General features: G+C 63.6%; 21 protein-coding genes and 1 tRNA gene. 13 read left to right on the forward strand and 9 right to left on the reverse strand.

The window, feature by feature from the left end; translation table 11 throughout:
• Positions 1-18: 18 nt before the first annotated feature.
• Complete coding sequence (locus ACGYK9_RS09425; RefSeq protein ID WP_209218422.1) at positions 19-669, reverse strand: histidine phosphatase family protein; 651 nt, start codon at positions 667-669, stop codon at positions 19-21.
• A 173-nt stretch (positions 670-842) separates the two neighbouring features.
• On the opposite strand from ACGYK9_RS09425, the gene fdhF reads away from it, so the two are divergent.
• Together fdhF and ACGYK9_RS09435 are read left to right on the forward strand one after the other, a co-directional pair.
• Positions 843-3,608: a formate dehydrogenase subunit alpha gene (fdhF, locus tag ACGYK9_RS09430; RefSeq protein WP_394409922.1), complete on the forward strand. Its 2,766-nt coding sequence runs from the start codon at positions 843-845 to the stop codon at positions 3,606-3,608.
• 15 nt (positions 3,609-3,623) lie between these two features.
• Positions 3,624-4,817, forward strand: coding sequence for a Zn-dependent hydrolase (locus ACGYK9_RS09435; protein WP_394409925.1), 1,194 nt, complete (start codon positions 3,624-3,626; stop codon positions 4,815-4,817).
• Positions 4,818-4,823: 6 nt separating this feature from the next.
• Here ACGYK9_RS09435 and ACGYK9_RS09440 read toward each other — a convergent pair whose 3' ends face one another.
• Positions 4,824-5,540 (reverse strand): response regulator transcription factor, encoded by a 717-nt coding sequence (locus ACGYK9_RS09440; RefSeq protein WP_394409928.1) that lies wholly within the window; start codon positions 5,538-5,540, stop codon positions 4,824-4,826.
• A complete protein-coding gene (locus ACGYK9_RS09445) occupies positions 5,537-7,447 on the reverse strand; it encodes a PAS-domain containing protein (protein WP_394409931.1) in 1,911 nt (636 codons plus the stop codon). The genes ACGYK9_RS09440 and ACGYK9_RS09445 overlap by 4 nt, the downstream gene beginning before the upstream one ends.
• A gap of 127 nt (positions 7,448-7,574) precedes the next feature.
• On the opposite strand from ACGYK9_RS09445, the gene ACGYK9_RS09450 reads away from it, so the two are divergent.
• From ACGYK9_RS09450 to ACGYK9_RS09490, 9 genes are all read left to right on the forward strand, one after another.
• Positions 7,575-7,997, forward strand: a complete 423-nt coding sequence (locus ACGYK9_RS09450) for a c-type cytochrome (RefSeq protein WP_394409934.1) — start codon at positions 7,575-7,577, stop codon at positions 7,995-7,997.
• Between the two features lie 159 nt (positions 7,998-8,156).
• Positions 8,157-10,127, forward strand: coding sequence for an AMP-binding protein (locus tag ACGYK9_RS09455; RefSeq protein WP_394409937.1), 1,971 nt, complete (start codon positions 8,157-8,159; stop codon positions 10,125-10,127).
• A 44-nt stretch (positions 10,128-10,171) separates the two neighbouring features.
• Positions 10,172-10,990, forward strand: a complete 819-nt coding sequence (locus ACGYK9_RS09460; RefSeq protein WP_394410009.1) for an ABC transporter ATP-binding protein — start codon at positions 10,172-10,174, stop codon at positions 10,988-10,990.
• Positions 10,991-11,046: 56 nt separating this feature from the next.
• Positions 11,047-12,036: a branched-chain amino acid ABC transporter permease gene (locus ACGYK9_RS09465; RefSeq protein WP_271688894.1), complete on the forward strand. Its 990-nt coding sequence runs from the start codon at positions 11,047-11,049 to the stop codon at positions 12,034-12,036.
• A gap of 159 nt (positions 12,037-12,195) precedes the next feature.
• Positions 12,196-13,272 carry a branched-chain amino acid ABC transporter permease gene (locus ACGYK9_RS09470; protein WP_067267750.1) on the forward strand — a complete coding sequence of 359 codons (1,077 nt, stop codon included), beginning with the start codon at positions 12,196-12,198 and terminating at the stop codon, positions 13,270-13,272.
• 82 nt (positions 13,273-13,354) lie between these two features.
• On the forward strand, positions 13,355-14,635 hold the full coding sequence (locus tag ACGYK9_RS09475) for an ABC transporter substrate-binding protein (protein ID WP_394409940.1): 1,281 nt from the start codon (positions 13,355-13,357) through the stop codon (positions 14,633-14,635).
• A gap of 67 nt (positions 14,636-14,702) precedes the next feature.
• Positions 14,703-15,539 carry an ABC transporter ATP-binding protein gene (locus ACGYK9_RS09480; RefSeq protein WP_067267747.1) on the forward strand — a complete coding sequence of 279 codons (837 nt, stop codon included), beginning with the start codon at positions 14,703-14,705 and terminating at the stop codon, positions 15,537-15,539.
• 90 nt (positions 15,540-15,629) lie between these two features.
• Positions 15,630-16,856 carry a phenylacetate--CoA ligase family protein gene (locus ACGYK9_RS09485; RefSeq protein WP_394409943.1) on the forward strand — a complete coding sequence of 409 codons (1,227 nt, stop codon included), beginning with the start codon at positions 15,630-15,632 and terminating at the stop codon, positions 16,854-16,856.
• Positions 16,857-16,910: 54 nt separating this feature from the next.
• A complete protein-coding gene (locus ACGYK9_RS09490) occupies positions 16,911-18,581 on the forward strand; it encodes an ABC transporter permease (RefSeq protein WP_394409946.1) in 1,671 nt (556 codons plus the stop codon).
• A gap of 392 nt (positions 18,582-18,973) precedes the next feature.
• Here ACGYK9_RS09490 and ACGYK9_RS09495 read toward each other — a convergent pair whose 3' ends face one another.
• The 4 genes from ACGYK9_RS09495 to ACGYK9_RS09510 all read right to left on the reverse strand — a co-directional run bounded on the left by ACGYK9_RS09495 (position 18,974) and on the right by ACGYK9_RS09510 (position 21,399).
• Positions 18,974-19,990, reverse strand: coding sequence for a Fe(3+) ABC transporter substrate-binding protein (locus ACGYK9_RS09495; protein ID WP_394409949.1), 1,017 nt, complete (start codon positions 19,988-19,990; stop codon positions 18,974-18,976).
• Positions 19,991-20,118: 128 nt separating this feature from the next.
• Positions 20,119-20,994, reverse strand: a complete 876-nt coding sequence (gene yghU / locus ACGYK9_RS09500) for a glutathione-dependent disulfide-bond oxidoreductase (RefSeq protein ID WP_394409952.1) — start codon at positions 20,992-20,994, stop codon at positions 20,119-20,121.
• A gap of 128 nt (positions 20,995-21,122) precedes the next feature.
• On the reverse strand, positions 21,123-21,248 hold the full coding sequence (gene ykgO / locus ACGYK9_RS09505) for a type B 50S ribosomal protein L36 (protein WP_005850168.1): 126 nt from the start codon (positions 21,246-21,248) through the stop codon (positions 21,123-21,125).
• 76 nt (positions 21,249-21,324) lie between these two features.
• Positions 21,325-21,399 (reverse strand) — tRNA-Val (locus tag ACGYK9_RS09510).
• A gap of 145 nt (positions 21,400-21,544) precedes the next feature.
• Between ACGYK9_RS09510 and ACGYK9_RS09515 the strand changes: the two genes are divergently transcribed.
• Positions 21,545-22,405, forward strand: coding sequence for an N-formylglutamate amidohydrolase (locus ACGYK9_RS09515; protein WP_209218410.1), 861 nt, complete (start codon positions 21,545-21,547; stop codon positions 22,403-22,405).
• 2 nt (positions 22,406-22,407) lie between these two features.
• Here ACGYK9_RS09515 and ACGYK9_RS09520 read toward each other — a convergent pair whose 3' ends face one another.
• Positions 22,408-23,661: a DNA polymerase IV gene (locus ACGYK9_RS09520; RefSeq protein ID WP_394409955.1), complete on the reverse strand. Its 1,254-nt coding sequence runs from the start codon at positions 23,659-23,661 to the stop codon at positions 22,408-22,410.
• Between the two features lie 60 nt (positions 23,662-23,721).
• On the opposite strand from ACGYK9_RS09520, the gene ACGYK9_RS09525 reads away from it, so the two are divergent.
• The gene (locus ACGYK9_RS09525; protein ID WP_394409958.1) at positions 23,722-24,138 is read left to right on the forward strand and encodes an NUDIX hydrolase; all 417 of its coding nucleotides are present in this window, start codon (positions 23,722-23,724) and stop codon (positions 24,136-24,138) included.
• A gap of 197 nt (positions 24,139-24,335) precedes the next feature.
• On the opposite strand, the gene pyrF is transcribed toward ACGYK9_RS09525, so the two are convergent.
• Positions 24,336-25,025, reverse strand: a complete 690-nt coding sequence (gene pyrF / locus ACGYK9_RS09530; protein ID WP_394409961.1) for an orotidine-5'-phosphate decarboxylase — start codon at positions 25,023-25,025, stop codon at positions 24,336-24,338.
• Between the last annotated feature and the right edge of the window lie 241 nt (positions 25,026-25,266).

Below are 25,266 nucleotides of genomic sequence, written 5' to 3' on the forward strand. Positions count from 1 at the left end.
CCTTTCGCGGGCGAGGGGTTACATGTGCGTTTGTGCAAGGCGGCGGTCGGGCCGGTCAAGATGCGGCACCGCGTTGAACAGCACCGGCGACCAATGCCCGCCGATGGGAAAGAGCCGGTGCATCGAAGTATGCATGATCGCCAGCGCCAGCCGTGCCATCGCCGGAATCCCGACGCCCATCGCCTGCGCCATCGCCAGAGAGATCAGCCCGCCCGAGGTCACCACCAGCGCCGGGCCTTCGCCCTCGGCGATCTCGGCGAGGACGGATTGCACCCGCGTCTCGAAACTCTCATAGGTTTCGGGCGTATCGGCAAGTTTGCCCGCTTTCCAATAGTCAAAGACCTGCGGCAGGTGGTGCACGAACTCGCCCTCGCGGGGGAAGGGCACCTTGTGCTGCTGCTCCATTAGATTGGCGAGGGTGAAATACTCCAACTCGTTCAACCGCGCATCGCGGATGGGCTCCAGCCCGGTGTTCATCCCCTCGGCAGTCTCGATATGGCGGGTCAACGTGCCGGTATAGAGCCTTGTGTGGTAGGTCTCGCTCTGGCGCAGATGGTCGCCCAGCCACGCGGCTTGCTCGTGGCCAAGCGGGCTGAGTTGGTCATAGCTCAGCTCGTCCTTGGCGGTGGAATTGGCTTGGCCGTGGCGGATCAGGGTAATGTGGGACATCAAATGGCTTTCACTGTTCGCCCAAGTGATAGGGCAGCTTGTCGGGCCATACAATGCAATGCGCCGCAATGCGCTGGCGCGGCGTTTATCCGTGACGGGGTGTCGGGATTGGCCCCTGACAAGCGCCGGATTTTGCCTATAGTTTGGGCAATAGCCAAGGGGAGGGGGCAGCCATGGCCGAGAGGATCACATTCACGCTTGATGGGCAGACCGTCGAGGCCGAGGCCGGCATGACCATTTGGGAGGTCGCCAACGGTCGGGGTTTGAAAATCCCGCATCTGTGCCACAAACCCGCCCCCGGCTACCGCCCCGATGGCAATTGCCGCGCCTGTATGGTTGAGATCGAGGGCGAGCGTGTGCTGGCGGCGTCGTGCATCCGCGAACCTGCCGAGGGGATGGTCGTCACCACCAACAACGCCCGGGCCGAGAATGCGCGCAAGATGGTGATGGAATTGCTGCTGGCGGACCAGCCTGCGCAGGACGTGGCGCATGACAAGTCGAGCCACATGCGCGAGATGGCGGCGCTGAATGGCGTAGAGGAAAGCCGTTTTCCCAAGTTGGAGCGCGACCGCGTACCGCTTTTGGACGACAGCCATGTCGCCATGCGCGTGAACCTCGACGCCTGTATCCAGTGCAACCTTTGCGTTCGCGCTTGCCGTGAGGTGCAGGTCAACGACGTGATCGGCATGGCGGGACGCGGCCATGACGCCTATCCGGTCTTCGACATCGACGATCCCATGGGTGCCTCAACCTGCGTGGCCTGCGGCGAATGCGTGCAGGCCTGTCCCACCGGCGCGCTGATGCCCGCCAGCGTGGTGGACGAGGCGCAGATCGGCGACTCTGCCGAATATGACAAGGAGGTCGCCAGCGTCTGCCCCTTCTGCGGCGTCGGCTGCCAGATCTCGCTCAAAGTGAAGGACAACAAGGTCAAATATGTCGAGGGGATCAATGGGCCAGCGAACGAGGGGCGGCTCTGCGTCAAGGGGCGCTTTGGCTTCGACTACATCCACCACGAGCACCGCCTGACCAAGCCGTTGATCCGCCGCGACGACGCGCCCGCCAAGGGGCTGAACGTCGACCCCGGCAACTGGGGCGAGGTGTTCCGCGAGGCGTCCTGGGACGAGGCGCTCGATTTTGCCGCCAAGGGCCTGAAAGGGCGCGGGCGCGAAGTGGCGGGTTTCGGCAGTGCCAAATGCACTAACGAGGAAGCCTATCTGTTCCAGAAGATGATCCGGCAGGGGTTCGGGCACAACAACGTCGACCACTGCACACGGCTGTGCCATGCCTCCTCGGTCGCGGCGCTGATGGAGAACGTCGGATCGGGCGCGGTCACCGCCACCTTCAACGAGATCGAGAACGCCGATGTGGCCATCGTGATCGGCGCCAATCCGGTGGAGAACCACCCTGTCGCCGCGACCTATTTCAAACAGTTCAGCAAACGCGGCGGCAAGCTCATTGTCATGGACCCGCGCGGGCAGGGCCTGCGCCGGTTTGCGTCGCATATGCTGCAATTCCGCCCCGGTACCGACGTGGCGATGCTGAACGCGATCATGCACGTGATCGTGGAGGAAGGTCTCTATGATGAGCAATACATCAAAGCCTATACCGAGAATTGGGAGGCCGAGAAGGCGCACCTGAAGGATTTCCCGCCCGAGGCCATGGCCGCCGTCTGCGGCATCGAGGCCGAGGTGCTGCGCGACGTGGCGCGGACCTTCGCCGGGGCCAAGGCGGGGATGATTTTCTGGGGGATGGGGGTCAGCCAGCACATCCACGGCACCGACAATTCGCGCTGCCTGATTTCGCTGGCGCTGATGACCGGCCATGTCGGCCGCCCCGGCACCGGGCTGCACCCCCTGCGTGGGCAGAACAACGTGCAGGGCGCCTCGGATGCGGGCCTCATTCCGATGTTCCTGCCCGACTACCAGCCCGTCGGCGACGACGGCGTGCGCACGGCTTTCACGGAGGTTTGGGGCACAGGTGATTTCAGCGCCGAGAAGGGGCTGACGGTGACCGAGATCATGGATGCGGTGCACGAGGGCGAGATCAAGGCGATGTATGTGCTGGGTGAAAACCCGGCGATGTCGGACCCGGATGTCGATCACGCCCGCGCGGCGCTCGCGAAGCTCGACCACCTCGTGGTGCAGGACATCTTCCTCACCGAGACGGCGAATTACGCCGACGTGATCCTCCCCGCCTCGGCCTTCGCCGAGAAGTCCGGCACGGTGACCAACACCAACCGGCAGGTGCAGATGGGCCGCCCGGCGGTGACACCCCCCGGAGACGCGCGCGAGGATTGGTGGATCGAGGTGGAACTGGCCAAGCGGCTGGGGCTGGGCTGGGATTACGAAAGCCCGGCTGAGGTCTTTGCCGAGATGAAGCGCAACATGGCCTCACTCGACAATATCACATGGGACCGGCTGGCGCAGGAGAATGCGGTGACCTACCCGTCGCTCAGCGAAAACGATCCCGGCCAGGCCATTGTCTTTAGCGAGGGGTTCCCCCGGCCCGAAGGCCGCGCCAAATTCACCCCCGCCGCGATCGTGGCCCCGGATGACGCGCCGGATGACGCCTATCCGATGATCCTGACCACCGGGCGGCAGTTGGAGCATTGGCATACCGGCTCGATGACCCGCCGGTCCAAGGTGCTGGACGGGCTGGAGCCGGAGGCGAATTGCTCGCTCCACCCGTCAACCCTGCGCCGTCTTGGCGTGGCCCCGGGGGAACATGTGCGCCTGTCGACCAAGCGCGGCAGTATCGAGATTATGGCCCGCGAGGATCGGGCGGTATCACCCGACATGGTCTTCCTGCCCTTCGCCTATGTCGAAGCGGCGGCGAATATCCTGACAAATCCAGCGGTTGACCCCTATGGCAAGATCCCGGAGTTTAAGTTCTCTGCCGTTAGGGTGGAGGCGGCAAAAGGGGCCGTCGCCGCCGAGTAAGGAAAGTTTGGAAGAATGAAGATTGATGCCGCCCGTTTCTTGAAAGACCTGCACGATCTGCGCGCCATCGGCGCTGCGGGTGTGGGCAAGGGCGTGGTGCGCCCGGCCTATTCCGCCGCCGATGTGGAAGCGCGCGAATGGCTTGCCGGGCGGATGCGCGATGCGGGGCTGAAGGTCGAGGTCGACGCCATGGGCAACCTTTTTGGGCTTGCTGACGGCCCGTCGATCCTGCTGGGGTCGCATTCCGACAGCCAGCCCGAAGGCGGCTGGCTTGATGGGGCCTTGGGCGTGATCGCCGCGCTTGAAGTCGCCCGCGCGGCGGGGGAGGCCGGAGGGCCTGCAGTCTCGGTCGTGTCCTTTCAGGACGAAGAGGGGCGCTTTGGCGTGACCACCGGTTCGACGGTCTGGTCCGGCGCTTTGGATCAGGCCGAGGCCGATGGCTTTACGGATGACGCCGGGGTGAGCTTGGCCGAGGCGCGCCGCGCGGTGGCGGGCATGGTCACCGGCCCCGTCGATCCCGCGCAGTTCACCGGCTATATCGAGTTGCACATCGAACAGGGGCCGACGCTGGATGACAGCGGTGAGCAGATCGGCGTGGTCAGCGACATCGTCGGCATCCGCGACATGAAGGTGACCTTTGAGGGCCAGCAGAACCACGCGGGCACCACCCCGATGGCGGTGCGGCGCGATGCTTTTCAGGCGGTGTCGGAGTTTAACAGTCTGCTGAACGACCGGCTGCGCAATGTGGTGACGCCGAGCACCGTCTGGACCATCGGCCATGTCAGCCTGCACCCCAATGCCTCGTCCATCGTGCCGGGCAAGGCCGTGTTCTCCATGCAATGGCGCGACGGGGATAGCGACCGTTTGGGGCGGATGGAGAGGATCATTCGCGAAACCGCCGAAGAGGTTGCCAAGGGCCGCGGGATGGACCTGAGCTTTGGCCCGATGTTGGGGCTGGAGCCGGTTGCCATGGACGCGCGGCTGCGCGATGCGCTGGCGAAGGCGGCTGAAGCCGTGGCCCCCGGCAAATGGCGCAAGATGCCCTCGGGTGCGCTGCATGACGCGACCAATGTGGCGCGGCTGATGCCGGTCGCGATGCTGTTCGCGCCGTCGATCAACGGGATCAGCCATGCCTTCGAAGAAGACACGGATGAGGCCGATTTGGTCGCGGCAGTCGAGGTGTTGGGGCGGGCGGTGGCGGCGCTTTAAACGCGCTCAGTCCCAGTCCACATCGCCGAGGAAGATATAGCCCGCGCCGTAGATCGTCTTGATCAGTTGCGGGTTCTTCGGGTCTTCGCCAAGCTTCGTGCGCAGCCGCGAGATGCGCACGTCCATCGCTCGGTCAAAACTTTCCGAGGCGACGCCGCCGAGGCTTTCTTGCATCTGCGCGCGGCTGATCAGCCGTTTCGGCGCGTCGAGGAAGAGCCGCAGTACCTCGCCCTCGGCATGTGAAAAGGTCACCTCGGTACCCGTGGCATCTTGCAACACATAGCGGTCGAAATGCGCGGTCCAGCCGTTGAACCGTGCGGTGGTGCCGGCCTGCGGAGTCGGCTTGGCGCTGCGCAGGCGGGCGCGGATACGGGCGACCACTTCGGCAGGATCGAAGGGTTTGATGATGTAGTCGTCGGCCCCCAACTCCAGCCCCGTGACCCGGTCCTGCACCTGTGCGCGGCCCGAAATGATGATCACGATGGCGCCTTGCTCTAGCGCCAGCCGGTGTACTAGTGTCAGCCCGTCAGTGTCAGGCAGCGACAGATCGACAAGGCAGACATCGGGCGTATGGCTCGCCAATGCGGCCTCAAAGGCCCGCGCACGGCCAAAGCTGAGCGTGTCAAAGCCCGCTTCCTCCAGCGTGTCCGACAGCATCTGCCGGATTTCGGGTTCGTCATCCAGAATGGTGACCAGCGGGCGCGGGGCGGTATCACGGCTCATGGGGCGGTGGCTTTCAATGGGGCAATCAGTGCTTGCAGATCGTCTTTTTCAAAGGGTTTGCGCAGCACCGGCGCGAGGGTTTGCGCCTCGACAAACAGCGGGTGATCGGGGGGCAGGGAGGTCATCAGCAAAAGCGGCAGGCTGCTGCCGACGCGGCGGGCAAGGTCGATCCCGGTGCCCTCGCCCGAAAGCTGGATGTCCGACAGCACCAGTGTGATGTCGGGCAGATCGGCGATGAGGGCGGTAGCCTCATCCGCGCTGGTCGCCTCGATCACCGAATGGCCCTGATCCATAAGCATGTCGCGCACCACGGCGCGGATATCGGTGGTGTCCTCGACCAGCAGCACCAGCCCGGTGGTGGCGGGCACGGCGGCGCGGTAGGGCAGGCGCAGGCTAATCTGCGCGCCGCCCTCGGGCGCATTGCTCAGCCGCAGATCGCCGCCTGAGGATTTGGTCATGTCATAGACCATCGACAGGCCCAGCCCTGACCCCTCGCTGCCCTTGGTGGTAAAGAACGGCTCGACCCCGCGTTCCAGCGCCGAGGGCGCAAAGCCCGGCCCGGTGTCGTGGATCACCCATTCGATCCATGTGTTATGCACCAGCCGTTGCGTCAGCGTGATCGTGCCCCGCGCGCCACAGGCGTCGCGGGCATTGAGGATGAGGTTCAACAGCGCATCCTGCACCCGGCCTTTGTCGAGCAGCACCGCGCCCTCGGGCACGTCATTGCGCACCACCAGCGCGCATTTCGGCGGCAGCGTGGGGGCGGCGAGGGTCGAAAGCTCACTCAGCAAAGCGGCGGGGTCGGTGGCCACGGGGCGCAGGGCGCGGGGTTCGGTCACATCGGCGATGGAGCTGAGCAGCGTGCCGCCCCGCCGTGCGGCGGCCAAGGTGCCTTCGACCAATTCACCCGCTTGTGGCGGCATGTCGGGCAGCCGGGCCAGTTTCGATTGCATGCCGAGGATGATCGTCAAAAGGTTCGAGAAGTCATGCGCCAGCCCAGAGATCATCCGCGAGGCCAACTCGCGTTTCAGCGTCTGTTGCAGGGCGACACGGGTCTGGGTCTCTTCGGTGATGTCCATCGACAGGATATAGACCCCGCCGCGCCCGTCGGGGGTAAACGCACCGCGAATGCGGCGGGCGGATTCGTCATGGGTGAATTCGATCACCGCCGGGCTGCCCGCATAGGCTTGGGTCAGCGCGGGCTTGATCCGCGCATAGGCCGCCGCCCCAAGCGCGTCACTGATATGCAGCCCGTAGATGTTGCTGGGCCGCCCCGGCATCACGCTGCTGAGCCGGCGGTTGGAGTAGATGTAATGCCCGCTCGCGTCGACATGGGCGATATGGGCGGGCATCATCTCGGTCGTCAGCCGGGTGCGGGCCTCGCTTTCGGTGACCTGTCGTTTGGCCTCCTCCAGCGCGGTGATCGTCGCCTCCAACTGGCGGTTCGTGGCGGCCAGTTGTTCGGCATGGGACAGCAGTTGATCGCTCAGCGCGTCTGAACGAGCCCGCAACAGCGCCTCTTGCCGCTTGGTGTTGGTGATGTCGGTATAGACGGTGACCCAGCCGCCTTGGGGCAAGGGCGAGCCTTCGACACTGATGGTGCGCCCGTTCGAGCGGGTCCGCTCCATGTAATGCGGCACGAAGGCGCGGGCCTGTTCCACCCGTTCGGCCACGAAAGCGTCGACATCCCCCACCTCGCCATATTCGCCGGTGCCAGCCAGATGGCGGATCGTATCCTCGAAGGGCGCGCCGGGGGTCACCAGCCGGTCGGGCAGGTCGAACATGGATTGAAACGGGGCGTTGCAGACCGCAAGCCGAAGGTCGCTGTCATAGATGGTCAGCGCCTGAGCGATCAGGTTTAGACCGGCATTGGTCAGCGCTTTGGTTTGGTCGTCGGTGATCTGCATCGGCATCCTTTCGCATAGGGCTAGCACCGCGCGGGCGAAAGGCAAAGAGCCGCGCGTAAATCGCGCTTGACCTTCTTGCGCTGGAGGCCCCGAGAAGCGCGCCGAATGGAAACCGGAAAGGCAGAGCATGAACAAGAAAACCGGAGCAGGCGCAGCGGCGGCACTGGTCTTGGCAGGCGGGTATATCTGGTGGCAGGCCGAAGAGGCCCCGGCCCCCGCTGCCAGCGGCGCAGCCATGGTGAAGGTCACCGTGCCGGAGAGCCTGAGCGGCCCCGCGCAGATCGGCGCGCGGGCATTCAAAGCGAAATGCGCCGCCTGCCACGGGGTCAACGCTGCCGGGCGCGAGGGGGGTGGTCCGCCGCTGATCCATAAGATCTATGAGCCCAGTCATCACGGCGACGCATCCTTCATGGTCGCCGCCACCAATGGCGTGCGCCAGCATCACTGGTCTTTCGGCAACATGCCCCCGGTCGAAGGGATTACCCCGGCAGAGGTGAAATCAATCGTGACCTATGTGCGCGAGGTGCAGCGCGCCAATGGGATCGACTAGCGGAAAATGGGCCGCGGGGGCGCTGTAACAATTCGTTAGAATTCGGAAAAGATCAGGAAAAAGTTGACCTCCACAAAAAAGAGAACGTCACTTGTGGGATCATAGAATCGCACAAGCGATCGAACCCGCCGGGGAGGGCGGGCATGGGAGGAAGACAATTTGGCCAAGCCGCTGACGCGTGCCGACGGACCTCAGTCCGTGCCGGCGCTGTTGCACCGCAACGCAAGTGAATTCGCAAACGCCCCCGCTTACCGGGAGAAGGAATACGGGATCTGGCAAAGCTGGACCTGGTCGCAGACCCGCGACGAGGTCGAGGCGCTGGCCCTCGGGTTTCTTGAGCTGGGGCTGAACGAGGGCGATTTCGTCGCCATCATCGGGCGCAACCGTCCCTATCTCTACTGGGCGATGATGGCAGCCCAAATGGCCGGGGCCGTGCCGGTGCCGCTCTATCAGGACGCCAATGCCGAAGAGATGGCCTATGTCATGGGCCACTGCGGCGCGCGCCTTGCCGTGGTGGGCGATCAGGAGCAGGTCGACAAGATCATCGAGGTGCAGGGCCAACTGCCTGACTTCGAGCGGATGATCTACCTCGACCCGCGCGGCCTGCGCAAATACGACCATTCCAAGCTCGACCAATATACCGCCGTGCAGGAGATGGGCCGCGCCAACCGCGAAAAGCATATCGCCGAGTTGGAGGCGCGTCAGGCCAAGCTGGATTACGATTCGACCGGCGTGATGCTCTATACCTCGGGCACCACCGGCAAGCCCAAGGGCGTCGTGCTGAGCAACCGCAACGTGATCGAGACGGCGAAGTCGTCGTCGGAGTTCGACGACCTCAAGCGCAATGACGAGATTCTTGCCTATCTGCCGATGGCATGGGTGGGGGATTTCATCTTCTCCGTCGGCCAAGCGCTCTGGACCGGCTTCTGCACCAACTGCCCCGAAAGCGCCGACACGATGCATGTCGACCTGCGCGAGATCGGGCCGACCTATTATTTCGCCCCGCCGCGCGTGTTCGAGACGCAGCTGACCTCCGTCATGATCCGCATGGAGGACGCAAGCCGGTTCAAGAAGTGGCTCTTTGACACTTTCATGGCCCATGCCCGCAAGGTCGGCCCCGCCATTCTGGACGGCAAGAAGGTCTCCTTCATGGACCGTGTGAAATACGCGTTGGGCGAGTTGATGATCTATGGCCCGCTGAAGAACACCCTCGGCTTTAGCCGCGTGCGCGTGGGCTATACCGCCGGTGAGGCGATCGGCCCGGAGATCTTTGATTTTTACCGCTCGCTCGGCATCAACCTGAAGCAGCTCTACGGCCAGACCGAGGCAACGGTCTTCATCACCGCGCAGCCCGATGGCGAGGTGCGCAGCGATACCGTTGGCGTCACCTGCCCGGGCGTGGAGTTGAAGATCGCCGACAATGGCGAGGTCTTCTACCGCTCGCCGGGCGTCTTCGTGGAATACTACAAGAACCCCGAAAGCACCGCCGACACCAAGGACCCGGAAGGCTGGGTCGCCACCGGCGACGCGGGCTTCATCGAGGAAAGCTCGGGCCATCTGCGCATCATTGACCGCGCCAAGGACGTGGGCCAGATGGCCGACGGCAGCCTTTTCGCGCCGAAATACGTGGAAAACAAGCTCAAGTTCTTCCCCAACATCCTTGAGGCCGTGGTCTTCGGCAACCAGCGGACCGAGTGCACCGCCTTCATCAACATCGACCTGACGGCGGTGGGCAACTGGGCCGAGCGCAACAACATCGGCTACGCCTCCTATCAGGAACTGGCACGGCATCCGCAGGTGATGGACACGATCCAGTCCCATGTGGAGGAAGTGAACCGTTCGGTCGCCGAGGATGAGATGCTTTCGGGCTGTCAGGTGCACCGCTTTGTCGTGCTGCACAAGGAACTCGACGCCGACGATGGCGAGCTGACCCGCACCCGCAAGGTGCGCCGCAAGATCATCGAGGAGAAATACGCCGACATCATCGCCGCCCTCTATGACGGCTCCGACAAGGTCAGCACCGAGACGGAAGTGACCTATGAGGACGGGCGCAAGGGTTCGATCAAGGCGACGCTCGAAATTCGCGACGCCGCGGTGCAGCCGGTCAGCCGCCGGATGGCAGCGGAATGAGCGCGGCCAGCGCCGGACAGGCGGGAACTATGGAAAGGGACAGCGTGAAAGATCAGGCTGACAGCTATGTCACCGACGACGGCCGCACCATCGGCCCGACGGTGATGGAGATGAAGAACATCACCCTGCGCTTCGGCGGCGTGGAGGCGATCAAGGATATTTCCTTCGACATCCGCGAGGGCGAGATCCGCGCGATCATCGGGCCGAACGGGGCGGGCAAGTCCTCGATGCTCAACGTGATCAGCGGCTTCTATGTCCCCCAAGAGGGTGAGGTCTGGTACAAGGGCGCCAAGCGGCCCCCGATGAAACCCTATCAGGTGGCCCAGCAGGGCATCGCCCGGACCTTCCAGAACATCGCGCTTTTTGAAGGTATGTCGGTGCTCGACAACGTGATGACGGGCCGTCTGACGCAGATGAAATCGGGGCTGCTGGCGCAATCCTTCTGGAAAGGCGCAGCCGAGCGCGAAGAGATCGAGAACCGCGAGATCGCCGAGAAGGTCATCGACTTTCTGGAAATTCAGGCGATCCGCAAGACGCCCGTGGCGCGTCTGCCTTACGGTTTGAAGAAACGCGTTGAATTGGCCCGCGCCTTGGCGGCCGAGCCGACGATCCTGCTGCTGGACGAGCCGATGGCGGGCATGAACGTCGAAGAGAAAGAGGACATGAGCCGCTTCATCCTCGACGTGAACGACGAGTTCGGCACCACCATCGCGCTGATCGAACACGACATGGGCGTGGTCATGGATCTGTCCGACCGCGTGGTCGTGATGGATTACGGCCGCAAGATCGGCGACGGCTCGCCCGACGAGGTGCGCAACAACCAAGAGGTGATCGACGCCTATCTGGGGGTGGCCCATGACTGAGCGCTGCACGATCACCCGCAACGACACTGCCGTTCTGACTTTGGGGAGGGCCAATGATGCCTGAGCAACTGGCGTTTACGATCGAGGTCTTTCTCAACGGGCTGATGGCCGGGGTGCTTTACGCGCTCGTGGCGCTTGGCTTCGTGTTGATCTACAAGGCTTCGGGCATCTTCAACTACGCCCAAGGTGTCATGGCGCTTTTCGCCGCGCTGACGCTGGTGGGGATCATGGAAGGGCAGGTGCCTTTCGGCCATCTGATCAACGCGATCCTTGGTACCGAAGTGCATCACTTCGGCTGGCACATTCCGGCGTTCCTTGCCATCGTGCTGACCATGGTCGTGATGATCGTGCTGGCCTATTGCGTGCAGCGTTTCGTCTTTCGCTACCTCGTGGGGCAAGAGCCGATCATCCTCTTCATGGCGACCATCGGTCTGGCCTATTTCCTCGAAGGCGTGGGCGACCTGATGTGGGGTTCCGAGATCAAGACGCTAGACGTCGGCCTGCCGCAGGGCATCAACGTCTGGATCGACGAATTCACCTATAACGCCACCGGCTACGGCTTTTTCATCGACAACCTCGATATCGTGGCTTCCATCGTGGCGGCGGTGCTCGTGATCGGGCTGGTGATGTTCGCGCAATACACCAAGCAGGGCCGCGCCATGCGCGCCGTGGCGGATGACCATCAGGCCGCGCTTTCGGTCGGTGTCTCGCTGAACTTCATCTGGATCCTTGTCTGGTCGCTCGCGGGTTTCGTGGCGCTGGTCGCGGGCATCATGTGGGGTGCCAAGTCGGGCGTGCAGTTCTCGCTCTCGCTCATCGCGCTGAAGGCGCTGCCGGTGCTGATGCTGGGCGGCTTCACCTCGATCCCCGGCGCCATCGTCGGCGGTCTGATCATCGGCGTGGGCGAGAAGCTCTTCGAGTTCCTGATCGGCGCCCCCTTCCTTGGCGGCGCGACCGAGAACTGGTTCGCTTACATGCTGGCGCTGGTCTTCCTTGTCTTCCGCCCGCAGGGCCTGTTCGGGGAGAAGATCATTGAACGGGTTTGATACAGGCTACCCGGAAACTGTCCGGGGGACAGTTTCGCCTGTTCAAAGGGCGAAGCCCCGAATTGATAACGGCTTGGTGCGCGGCGCGCGCGCACCCTATGGCACGGCATTGCAGGCAAGTGCAGTGCAAATGACTACCGCAGAAGGGAAAGCAGTCTAATGTTCTATCGTGAAGCGGGCGATTTCAACACATCCTACGCCCAGGACCAGCAGACCTTCCCGATCCGGTTCGACCGGTACCGCTACTATCTGGTGCTGTTCATCGCGGTCTTCGTCGTGCCCTTTGTGGTCAACGACTACTGGGTGAACTCGCTGTTCCTGCCCTTCCTGATCTACGCCATCGCGGCGATCGGGCTGAACATCCTCGTGGGTTATTGCGGGCAGGTGAGCCTTGGCACCGGGGGCTTCATGGCGGTGGGGGCTTATGCCTGCTACAAGCTGATGACGGCCATGCCCGAGGTCAGCATGTTCATCCACATCCTGCTGGCGGGCGGCATCACCGCCGCGGTGGGGGCGCTCTTCGGCCTGCCGAGCTTGCGGATCAAGGGCTTTTACCTTGCCGTGGCGACGCTGGCGGCGCAGTTCTTCCTCGTGTGGCTCTTCAACCGGGTGCCGTGGTTCTACAACTACTCCGCCTCCGGCCAAATCAGCGCGCCCGAGCGGGACACCTTCGGCATCCTGATCACCGGCCCCAATACCGAAGCCTGGGCGACCTATATGTTCTGCCTGATCTTCACCGTGGGCTCGGCCTTGGTGGCGCGCAACCTGACGCGCGGCTCGGTAGGCCGCAAGTGGATGGCCATCCGCGACATGGACATCGCCGCCGAGATCATCGGGGTGAACCCGCTGCGTGCCAAGCTTACGGCCTTTGCGGTCAGCTCCTTCTTCATCGGCATCTCCGGCGCGTTGTTCTTCTCGATCTACCTCGGCGCGGTCGAAGTGGGCGAAGCCTTTGGCATCAACAAATCGTTCCTCGTGCTCTTCATGATCATCATCGGGGGCTTGGGCAGCATCTTTGGCAGCTTCGCCGGGGCGGCGTTCCTTGTACTGTTGCCTGTCTTGCTCAAGATCGTCGGCGTCGACTGGCTGGGCTGGCCCACGGATATCGTGGCGCATCTGCAGCTGGTGATCGTGGGCGGGCTGATCGTGGTCTTCCTGATCGCAGAGCCGCACGGGCTGGCGCAGCTGTGGCGCGTGGCCAAGGAAAAACTGAGATTGTGGCCCTTCCCGCACTAAGCGGGAGCCATGAAAAGCGAGGCCGGAGGGAGGAAACCCGGCCCAAACACCCAAGTCGGACAATCCAAGGGAGGAAACACCGATGAAATACAAACTGGGAACACTGGCCGTAGCTGGCCTGATGGCCGCAAGCCCCGTGATGGCGGACCTTGTCTTTCCGTCGCTGAGCTATCGCACCGGGCCCTATGCCGCGGGCGGCATCCCCTTCGCCGACGGCTATGCCGATTACTTCACCCTGCTCAATGAGCGTGACGGCGGCATCGGTGGCGAGACCATCCGCGTGCCGGAATGCGAGACCGCCTATAACACCGAGAAGGGCGTGGAATGCTACGAATCCACCAAGGGCGAAGGCGCGTTGGTCTATCAGCCACTCTCGACCGGCATCACCTACCAGCTGATCCCCAAAGTCACCGCCGATGACATCTCGATGCTGACCTCCGGCTTGGGCCGCACCTCGGCCAAGAACGGTGATGTCTTCAGCCATGTCTTCAACTTCCCGGCGAACTACTGGGACGGCGCCTCGGTCGCGGTGAAGCACATCATGGAGCAGGAAGGCGGCAGCCTTGAGGGCAAGAAGATCGCGCTCGTGTACCACAACTCCGCCTATGGCAAGGAGCCGATCCGCACCCTGCAGGAATTGAGCAAGAAACATGGTTTCGAGCTGAAGGAAGTGCCCGTCGACCACCCCGGTCAGGAGCAGAAGTCCCAGTGGCTGCAAATCCGCCGTGACAAGCCCGACTATGTGATCATGTACGGCTGGGGCGTGATGAACCAAGTTGCCGTTCAGGAAGCCGCCAACATCCGCTTCCCGATGGACAAGTTCATCGGCATCTGGTGGTCCGGCTCCGAGAACGACGTGCTGGCCGCGGGCGCCAAGGCCGATGGCTACAAGGCGCTGACCTTCCACAACGTCGGTTCCGATTACCCGCTCTATGACGACCTTCAGGAATACGTTGTCGATGCGGGCAAAGCCGCGGGCGCGGGCGATCAGGTCGGCTCAGTCCTCTACAACCGTGGCATCTACGCCGCGATGCTGGTGGCCGAGGCCGCGCGCACCGCGCAGGAGATCCACGGCGTGACCGACATCACCAGCGGCCAGATGCGCGACGGGATGGAACAGCTTGAGATTACCGAAGAGAAGATGGCGGCGCTTGGCCTGCCGGACTTCGGGCCCGAGTTCAGCGTCTCTTGCGAGAACCACGGCGGCGAAGGTTTCGTGGCCGTGACGCAGTGGGATGCCGAGGCCAAGGAATGGAACCTCGTCTCGGACTTCATGCAGTCCGACCAAGAAGTGATCCAGCCGCTGATCGATGCCGACAGCTCGGCCTATGCCGAGGAAAACGCCATCGAGGGCAACTGCTAAGAACCCTGCTCCCGGCCACCTTGCGGGTGGCCGGGGACACCTTCGAACCCCAAGAAAGGTCATGCCCATGCTGGATGCCGCCAACACCAATGACGTCGCAGTCGACAACCTGCTCGAGGTCAACAATATCGAGGTGATCTACAACCACGTCATCCTCGTGCTGAAGGGCGTCAGCCTGAACGTGCCCAAGGGCGGCATCACCGCGCTTCTGGGCGGCAATGGCGCGGGCAAGACAACAACGCTCAAGGCGATCTCGGGTCTGCTGGCCTCGGAACGTGGCGAGGTCACCAAGGGCTCGATCAAGTACCGCGGCGGCGCGATCCAGCATCAAGACCCCGCCGAGATCGTGAAACAGGGGGTCGTGCAGGTCATGGAAGGCCGGCACTGCTTTGAACACCTCACCATCGAGGAAAACCTGCTCACCGGCGCCTATACGCGCAGCGACGGCAATGCCGCGATCCAGCAGGACCTTGAGATGGTCTATAATTATTTCCCCCGTCTGAAGGAACGCCGCCGTAGCCAGGCCGGATATACCTCGGGCGGCGAGCAGCAGATGTGCGCCATCGGCCGCGCGCTCATGTCGCGCCCCGAGACGATCCTTCTGGACGAGCCGTCGATGGGTCTGGCCCCGCAGCTGGTGGAGCAGATCTTTGAGATCGTGAAATCGGTGAACGAACAGGAGGGCGTGACCTTCCTGCTGGCCGAGCAGAACACCAACGTCGCTCTGCGTTTCGCCCATTACGGCTACATCCTCGAATCGGGGCGCGTGGTGATGGACGGTCCCGCAAAGGACCTGCGCGAGAACCAGGACGTGAAGGAATTCTACCTCGGCATGTCCGACGAAGGCCGCAAGAGCTTTCGCGACGTGCGCAGCTACCGCCGCCGCAAGCGCTGGCTGAGTTAACCGGCCCCCCGGACCCGAAGGAAAGACCAAGACGAGACCTGAGCGGGCCTATGCCCTCTCCAGTGATGCCATAGCAGGAAAGTGACAGGGATGCTGACCAAGCCCCATTTCGATGATCTGGAAACCCGCAGCGCCGACCAACGGGCGGCCGATTTGGCGCAGGCCTTGCCGCAGCAGATCGCCCGCGCGCAGAGCTTGGCGGGCTATGGCGACACGCTGAAGGATGTGGATGCCGCGCAGATCACCTCTGCCGAAGCGCTTGCCGATCTGCCGGTGCTCCGCAAATCCGAACTGGGCAAGGCGCAGGCCGGCCAGCCGCCCTTCGGTGGTTTCACCACCAAGCCGGTGCATGACTTCTCTCATGTCTTCCAGTCGCCCGGCCCGATCTACGAGCCGTCGAGCAACGATCCAGACTGGTGGCGCATGGGGCGCTTCCTGCATGCCGCCGGGATCGGCGCGGGTGACGTGGTGCACAATTGCTTTGGCTACCACCTGACCCCCGCGGGCATGATTTTTGAGAGCGGCGCACGCGCCGTTGGCGCCACTGTGCTGCCCGCCGGGACCGGCCAGACTGAGCTTCAGGTCACCGCGGCGCGCGACGTGGGCTCCACCGCCTATGCCGGCACGCCGGATTACCTGAAGGTGATTCTCGAGAAGGCCGATGCCATGGGGGTGACGCTGAACATCACCAAGGCGGCGGTCGGCGGCGGGGCCCTGTTCCCCAGCCTGCGCGCCTTTTATCAGGAGCGCGGCATCACCTGCCTGCAATCCTATGCCACGGCGGATCTGGGCAATATCGCCTATGAAAGCCCTGCGATGGAGGGGCTCATCGTCGACGAACAGGTCATCGTCGAGATCGTCACCCCCGGCACCGGCATTCCCGTGGCTCCCGGCGAGGTCGGCGAGGTCGTGGTCACCACGCTGAACCCCGACTACCCGCTTATCCGCTTCGCCACTGGTGACCTGAGTGCGGTCTTGGAAGGCGAAAGCCCCTGTGGGCGCACGAATATGCGCATCAAGGGCTGGATGGGCCGCGCCGATCAGACCACCAAGATCAAGGGCATGTTCGTCCGGCCCGAGCAGGTGGCGGCGCTGGTCGCCCAGCACGACGAGATCGAGAAGGCCCGCGTCATCGCCAGCCGCGAAGGCGAGGCCGATGTCATGACGGTGCAGATCGAGACCGCCGGAGAGGACAAGGACGCCTATGCCCAATCCGTGGCCGATCTGCTCAAGCTCAAGGGCCGTGTCGAACTGGTCGCCCCCGGCAGCCTGCCGCGCGACGGGCTGGTGATCGAAGATACCCGCAGCTACGACTGAGCCGCGGCGTCGCGCCCTCTGGCATTTCCGAGTGAAATCGTCGAAATAGGGCGCATGACGCTGAACCCCGCCTCCGCTGAGACACCTCACCTGCGCCGCGCTCGCGACGGGCTGCGTGCGCTCTCGGGTGTTGCCCTGACAGTAGCCCTCTTCTGCGCGCTGCCGATGCTGGCGGTGCTGATCGCTGCCCTCAGCGGCGGGACGGAGACGGTGCAGCACCTGATCGACACGGTGCTGGGCCGCTACACGGTGACGACATTCCTCTTGGTGCTGCTGGTCTCTCTGGGCACCTTCGCCATCGGTGTGGGGGCCGCGTGGCTGGTCACGATGACGCGTTTTCCGGGGGCGAAGTTTCTGGAGATTGCGCTGGTGCTGCCGCTGGCTTTCCCGGCCTACGTGCTGGCCTATGCCTATACCCATGTGCTGGACCACCCCGGCATCGTGCAGACGGTGCTGCGCGACGTCACCGGCTGGGGCCCGCGCGATTACTGGTTCCCCGAGATCCGGTCGCTCGGCGGTGCGGCGGCTATGCTGGTGCTGGTGCTCTACCCTTACGTTTACCTGCTCGCCCGCGCGGCCTTCCTGCAGCAAAGCGGGACGACTTTTCTCGCCGCCCGCGCGCTTGGGTCGAGCGCATGGGCTGCGTTCTTCAAGGTCAGCCTGCCTCTGGCACGTCCTGCCATCGCGGGGGGCGTCTTGTTGGCCGTTATGGAGACCATCGCGGATTTCGGCACCGTGGCCTATTTCGGCGTTCAGACCTTCGCCACGGGTATCTATACTAGCTGGTTTTCCATGTTCGACCGCGCCGCCGCCGCGCAGTTGGCGCTTTGTCTGCTGAGCTTTGCCTTGCTGCTGGCGATGCTGGAGCGGGCGCAACGCGGCAAGGCCAAGTATCACGACCCCGCGCGCCGTACCCAGTCCGCGCCGCCGGCCGAGCTTAAAGGCTGGCAGGCCGCGGCGGCGATCGTGCTGTGCGGGGTGCCGGTGCTCTTCGGGGCGGTGCTGCCGGTGGTGATCCTCGTGACCATGGGGATCGAGAGCGAGCAGAGCCTCTTCAGCCCGCGTTACCTCGGGTTCATGCGCAATTCGGTGACGCTTGCGGCGGTGGCGGCGGTGCTGACGGTGCTGGCGGCGATCAGCGTGGGGTTCTACCGGCGGCTGCGCCCGGGACGGGTCTCGCAGGGCGCGGCCTATGTGGCGCGGCTTGGCTACGCGGTGCCGGGCGGGGTGATCGCGGTGGGTCTGCTGGTGCCTTTCGCGGCCTTCGACAACGCGCTCGACGCCTGGATGCGCGAGACCTTCGACATTTCCACCGGGCTTCTGATCACCGGGTCGATCTGGCTGTTGGTGCTGGCCTATCTGGTGCGCTTTCTGGCCGCAGCGCTTGGCGCCTACGAGGGCGGGCAGTCCATGGTGCATGCCAACATGGATGCCGCCGCGCGCTCGCTGGGGCAGACGCCTCTGGGTACTTTGCGCCGGGTGCATCTGCCGATCCTCGCGCCGAGCCTGTTGACCGCGCTGTTGATCGTCTTCGTCGACGTGATGAAGGAACTGCCCGCGACGCTGATCATGCGGCCGTTCAACTATGACACGCTGGCGGTGCAGGCGTATCGCTTGGCCAGTGATGAGCGGCTCAATGGGGCGGCGGTGCCGAGCTTGGTGATCGTGGCAATGGGGCTGTTGCCGGTGATCCTGATCTGCCGACAGGTGGGGCGTCAGCGGTAGATAGCGAGGGCCAGCGCCTGGGGTGGCGATGCAGACGTGGCTTCGTGCCACTTTGTGGCTCAACCGTGATGTGCGTTCGCGAGGTTGCACTTAGCCTCACCAAATCGCCTCCCCGTGGGGACGGGCAGGCGATGGCCCGGCGCCTGCGGCTTGACGCCGGGCCGTCTGGCGATGAGGGCAGCGCCCTCCCTGGGGGGCGATGATCGGCCTGCTTTCTGCAATGTCATTGCCAAAGGCGCAGGCCCTGCGTCAGGATCCAGCGTTGCAAAATCGCCCTCCGGGGGGGAGGGAGGGCGATGCCCGGCGTGCCGCCGGGCGGGGCGTTTGGAGGCAGCACAGCACATAAAAAAGGCGGGCCCGAAAGCCCGCCTCCTGCGCGATTGTCGTACTGATTATTCCCAGCCGACCGAGTTAAAGATCTTCTGCGCGGTGCCGATGTTCTCGGCCACGTCCGACAGGTTCACGTCGTCGGCCTTGAACTCACCCAGCTGCTTCACGCTGTCGGCCAGTTCCACGCCTTCCACGGTGGGGAATTCGTCGTTGCCCGCCGAGAAGTAGACCTGCGCCTGATCCGAGGCGAGATACTCAAGGAATTTCACCGCGTTCTCACGGTTCGGCGCGTTCTTGGCCACACCGCCGCCCGAGAGGTTCATATGCGCGCCGTTGCCTTCCTGATCCGGCCAGATCACGCCGATCTTGCCGATATCGGCGCTGACGCCATCGACATCGGTGCGGATCGCACGGGCGAAATAGTAGCTGTTGGAGACCGCGATGTCGCACTCACCGGAAACGATGCCGCGCAGCTGGTCGGTGTCGCCGCCCTGCGGTGCACGCGCCATGTTGTCGACCACGCCCTGCGCCCATTCGGTCGCGGCTTCTTCGCCCTCATGGGTCACGATGGAGGCCAGCAGGGTCTGGTTATAGGTATTGGTCGAGGAGCGGATGCAGACCTGACCTTTGTACGCGGGATCGGCGAGGTCCATGTAGGTCTCGGGCGGGTTGTCCATCGTCTCTTTGTTGTAGAAGATGATCCGCGCGCGCTGCGACAGGCCGAACCACTGGTTGTCGTCGTCCTGCAGGTTGGAGGGGATGCGCTCTTCCAGCGTCTCGCTCTCGACGGCTTGCAGCAGGCCCAAGTCCTTGGCGCGCTTGAGGCGGCTTGTGTCCACAGTCAGCAGGACGTCGGCGGGGGAATTCGCGCCTTCGGCTTCCATACGCGCCAGCAGTTCGTCGGCCTTGCCTTCGATGCGGTTGATGGTGATGCCGGTCGCTTCGGTAAAGTCGGAGTAGAGCCGCTCATCGGTGTCGTAGTGACGCGAAGAGTAGAGGTTCAACTCGCCATCGGCCAGCGCAGGAAGGGCCAGCGCCATCAGCGCGGCGGCGGCAGTCGATGTTTTGCAGAAGGTCATATCAGGGTCCTGTTCCATTGGGATAACTTGACTGAAATAGTAAGAAACAGATTTCACCCTTTCCTGCAACCAATTCCGCCAGAATTGGTTGGAAAGCCCCCGGCCAAACCGGGCCGGGGGCTGCGGGGTCAGTCTTTGCTGGCGATCTTGTCTTGGGTCTTGGTGTCGAAATCGCTGGCGTCGTGACGCTCGTGCAATTGCATCGACAGGTCATCGCCGAAGGCGCGGTTGACCATCCGGCCTCGCGTCACGGCAGGGCGCGCGTCAATCGCCTCGGCCCAACGCATCACGTTCTTGTAAGAGGTCACGTCGAGGAATTCCGCCGCGGAGTAGAGCCGACCGAGAACCAACTGCCCATACCAGCTCCAGATCGCCATATCGGCGATGGAGTATTCATCGGCGAAATATTCATGCTCGGCCAGATGTTTGTCCATCACGTCAAGCTGGCGCTTGGTCTCCATCGCGAAACGGTTGATGGGGTATTCGAACTTCTCGGGCGCATAGGCATAGAAATGGCCAAAGCCGCCGCCGAGGTAAGGCGCGCTGCCCATCTGCCAGAAGAGCCACGAGAGCGCCTCGGTCCGACGGGCGGGGTCTTGGGGCAGAAAGGCGCCGAACTTCTCGGCGAGATAGAGCAGGATCGCCCCCGATTCGAAGACCCGCTGCGGCGCGTCGCCGGAACGGTCCATCAGCGCGGGGATTTTCGAGTTGGGGTTCACCTCAACAAAGCCGGAGCCGAACTGGTCGCCCTCGGAAATATCAATCAGCCATGCGTCATATTCCGCCGCCTTGTGACCCGCCGCCAGCAGTTCTTCGAACATCACCGTGACTTTGACACCGTTGGGCGTGGCGAGGGAGTAAAGCTGGAAGGGGTGTTCGCCGACCGGCAGTTCCTTGTCATGGGTCGCACCAGCGATAGGCCGGTTGGTGCTGGCGAATTTGCCGCCGCTCTCTGATTCCCATTTCCAAACCTTGGGGGGCGTATATTCGGGCGTGTCCGACATGATGGTCTTCCTTGTTATTCAAGCCTGCCTTGAAGGTGGGGTTTTGCGCCGGGGTTGCAAGCAGTTATCCGCAACGAAAAAGGCCGCCCCCGGAAGGAGCGGCCTTTAATTCTACAAAGCTGCGAAGCTCAGCCCTGACGGGCTTTGAACCGGCGCTGCGTCTTGTTGATGACGTAAACGCGGCCTTTGCGACGCACAACACGGCAATCGCGATGCCGATTCTTGAGCGAGCGGAGCGAATTGCGAACCTTCATGGTCGTCTCCTCATGTCGTGGCGCGGGCCAGCGCCTGGGTTGCGGGCAACCCGCCAAGGGCGGGTCGATGAATAAATGGTGGGCGATACTGGGATCGAACCAGTGACCCCTTCGATGTCAACGAAGTGCTCTACCGCTGAGCTAATCACCCACTTTTCAGCGTTTCCGTATCGGCCCCAAAACTAAATGGGGCGCGAAATTTCGCGCCGTTGGGGTGCTATAAAAGGAGTCGGCGGCGGGATCAAGGGCTTTTGGCGCGGAATAAACACGCTATGTTCGACTTAGAGGAATTTATTATGCCGATGACCGCTTACGAAGTACTGCATCCGGACCGAAACCGCTCTTGCGTGGTCTTCGCATCGCCCCATTCGGGGCGGGATTATGCGGCGTCTTTCCTGCGGCGGTCGGTTTTGGACGAACATGCGATCCGTTCGTCCGAAGATGCCTTTGTTGATCTCTTGTTCGACTGCGCCCCGCTGCATGGCGCTTCTTTTATCAAAGCCGGGGCCCCGCGGGCCTATATCGACCTCAATCGCGCGCCGGAGGAGTTGGATCCGTCGGTCATCGAAGGCATTCCGCGGCAGGGGCATAATCCGCGCGTGGCCTCGGGGCTGGGGGTGATTCCCCGCGTGGTGGCCAATGGCCGGGCGATTTATCGCGGCAAACTGACCCAAGAAGAGGCGCAGTTGCGAATCGACAGCTATTGGCGGCCCTATCACGCGAAATTGCAGGAGTTGCTGAGCGGGGCGCATCGCCGCCATGGCCAAGCGGTGCTGGTCGATTGCCATTCCATGCCACATGAGGCGATGGACGGCGTGGCCCGTGGTGGGATGCGGCGGCCCGATGTCGTCCTGGGGGATCGTTTCGGCGCGGCGGCGGGGGGCGAGGTGGTCGACCGGATTGAAGCGGCCTTCGTCGACGCGGGTTTCGTCGTGACGCGCAATTCGCCCTTTGCGGGGGCCTATATCACCCAAGCCTATGGCCGCCCGTCCCGGGGGCAGCATGCGGTGCAGGTGGAAATCGACCGCGCGCTTTACATGAACGAGCGGTTGATTCGCCCCAATGGCGCTTTCGAGGCGGTACAGGCGGCGTTGCAACGTGTGGTGGCTGAGGTGGCGCAGATCGGGCAGGAGCGGCTTCCGCTCGCCGCGGAGTAGGCTCAGCGCAGCGCGCGGCCTTTGACGATGGCCTTTTCACCAAAACGGCTGCGGATGCTATCGGCGGCGCGTTCCGCGCGGCTGCGTTGTGCCGCGCCGGGGTCGAGCAGATCGCCCGCCATATCCGCCCCCTCGGCGCCCGACAACTCGGAGATGCCCACGCCGATCAGCCGATAGGCGCTTTGGTGATCGACTTGGTCGAAGAGGGCGCGGGCGGTGCGGTAAATCCGGTCGGCCAATTGGGTCGGATCATGCAGCGAGAGGCGGCGCGACAGGACGGTATGATCGGTGCGTTTGAGCTTGAGCGTCACCACCCGGCCCGCCATCTCTTTCGCCTTGGCGCGGTCCGCCACCTTTTCTGCCAAACGCCAGATATGGCCGTCCAGAATCTCCGCATCGCCCGTATCGTCGGAGAATGTCGTTTCATTACTGATCGACTTCACCGGGCGGTGGCGCGAGACGCGGCGGGTGTCTTGGCCCCGTGCCAGATGCCACAGCCGGTCCCCCATGCTGCCAAAGCGCGCGATGAGATCGGTCTGTTCCCACCGCAGGAGATCGGAAAAGCTGCGGATGCCGGCCTTTTCCAGCGCGGTCTGGGTGGCGGCACCGACGCCCCAGATCATGCCCACCGGTTTGTCGCGCAGAAAGTCCGCCGTTTCCCCCGCGCCGATGACGGAAAACCCATGCGGCTTGTCGAGGTCCGAGGCGACTTTGGCCAGAAACTTGTTGTGGCTCAGCCCGATGGAGCCGGTCAGCCCTAGTTCGGTTTTCATCCGCCGCACAAGCCGCGCCAGCATCATCGCCGGGGGCTGGCCGTGCAGTCGCGCGGTGCCTGTCATGTCGAGAAAGGCTTCGTCCAGCGACAGCGGCTCGATGGCCGGGGTCATCTCTTCCATCATGGCGCGGATCGCGCGGGAGGCTTCGACATAGACCTCCATCCGCGGCTTGATGATCACCGCCTCGGGGCAGAGCTTGAGCGCCTGAAACATCGGCATGGCCGAGCGCACGCCGCGAATGCGCGCGACATAGCAAGCGGTCGAGACGACCCCACGCCGCCCCCCGCCGATGATGACGGGTTTGCCCGCGAGTTCGGGATTGTCCCGTTTTTCGACCGAGGCATAGAAGGCGTCGCAATCCATATGGGCGATGGAGAGGTCAAAGAGTTCCGGGTGGGACAGCACGCGCGGGCTGCCGCAGCGCGGACAGCGCCGCGCCGGCGGGATTTCAGTCAGACAATCGCGACAGAGGGTAGCCATGGGTACACCGGGAGGGCAGGGTTCGGGCGACGATTCTAAACAGATCGCGAGGGATTGAACATGGTCTTTGATGGCGCCAAGCTCGCGCTCTACCTTGGGGAGAAGCTGGCCGTGATCCTGCGTGATGATCTGCCGGGGCTGCTCTTTGCTGATCACTGGGATTTGCCCGGCGGGGGCCGTGAGGGGGATGAGACACCGCTGGCCTGCGCGCTGCGCGAATGCCGCGAAGAACTGGGAATTGTGGTGCCTGAAGATGCCGTGATCTGGGAGGGCAGCTTTGACGAGGGCGGGCGGATCAAATGGTTCTTCGTCGCGCGCTTGCCTGCCGAGGCAGAGGCCCAGATCGTTTTTGGCGACGAGGGGCAGCGCTGGCGCTTGATGACCGAGGCGGAGTTTCTCAACCATCCTCGCGCGGTGCCCGCCTTTCAGGACCGCTTGCGGGTCTATCTTGCAGAGCACGCGAATGGGAGGATGTAGGGCAAATAAAGGCCCCCCGCCTGCGTGAGCGGGGGGAGGTGACGAACATCAGGAAGAACCAGTTCGTCGGGGAGTATCACCTGAGTTCAACATAACATCTTATGCGGTTTTCGCCTAACATTGATGGCCACCTGCGTGGTGCAACCCGGCGCGCTGTGGTCGATTTGCTACAGGCGAGGGAAGGCCCCTGTTAATGTTCAGAAAATTTCCTGAAGCACGGCGCGGGCGGCGGCGGCGGGGTCTTCGGCTTGCCAGATCGGGCGGCCCACCACGATGTGATCGGCCCCGTCCGCGATGGCCTGCCCCGGTGTGGCGACGCGTTTCTGGTCGCCCAATGCGGCCCCTTGGGGGCGCACGCCGGGGGTGACGATCAGCTTGCCGCCCGCTTCGGGCAGGGCGCGGATCGCCGCGGCTTCTTGGGGGGAGGCGATGACCCCATCCGCGCCCGCGTCCAGCGCCCGGCCCGCCCGGGTCAGCACCAGATCGCCCAGATCGCCCGGCTGGATCAGCGCGGCGTCAAGATCGGCGCGGTCCAGCGAGGTGAGGATGGTCACGGCGAGGATTTTCATATCGGTGCCCGCGGCCCCCTGTTTGGCCGCGGCCACCACATGCGGGTCGCCGTGGACGGTCAGGAAATCCAGATCGAACTGCGCAAGGCCCCGCACCGCCGCCTCGACGGTGGCGCCGATGTCGAAGAGTTTCATATCAAGGAAGATGCGCTTGCCATGCTCTTGCTTCAGCTCATTGGCCAAGGCCAAGCCGCCGCCGGTCAGCATCCCTAGACCGATTTTGTAAAAGCCCACGGCATCGCCGAGCTTTTCGGCCAGTTCCAGCCCCGCGACCGCATGGGGAACATCAAGGGCGACAATCAGACGGTCATCAGACATGCGAGGGCTCCTGCCAAATTTCAAACGGCTTTGACCTACGCCGCAGCGCGGGGCAAGTCCATCATTCATGCGGGTAGGGCGCAAAAAAGAGGCCCGAACGCCGCTGAGCGGGTCCGGGCCAAGTGATCAGAGACTTAGCAGGCAGGCACTGGTCTCTGGTTTGCGGAACGCCACATCGGGACAGATGAGGTGGCGGCAGGTCCGCGGGCAGCCGCGCGGCAGGCAGGCGCCGCGCGGAAGG

It is taken from the genome of Sulfitobacter sp. 1A15258 (assembly GCF_043557045.1).
Lineage (GTDB): Bacteria > Pseudomonadota > Alphaproteobacteria > Rhodobacterales > Rhodobacteraceae > Sulfitobacter > Sulfitobacter faviae.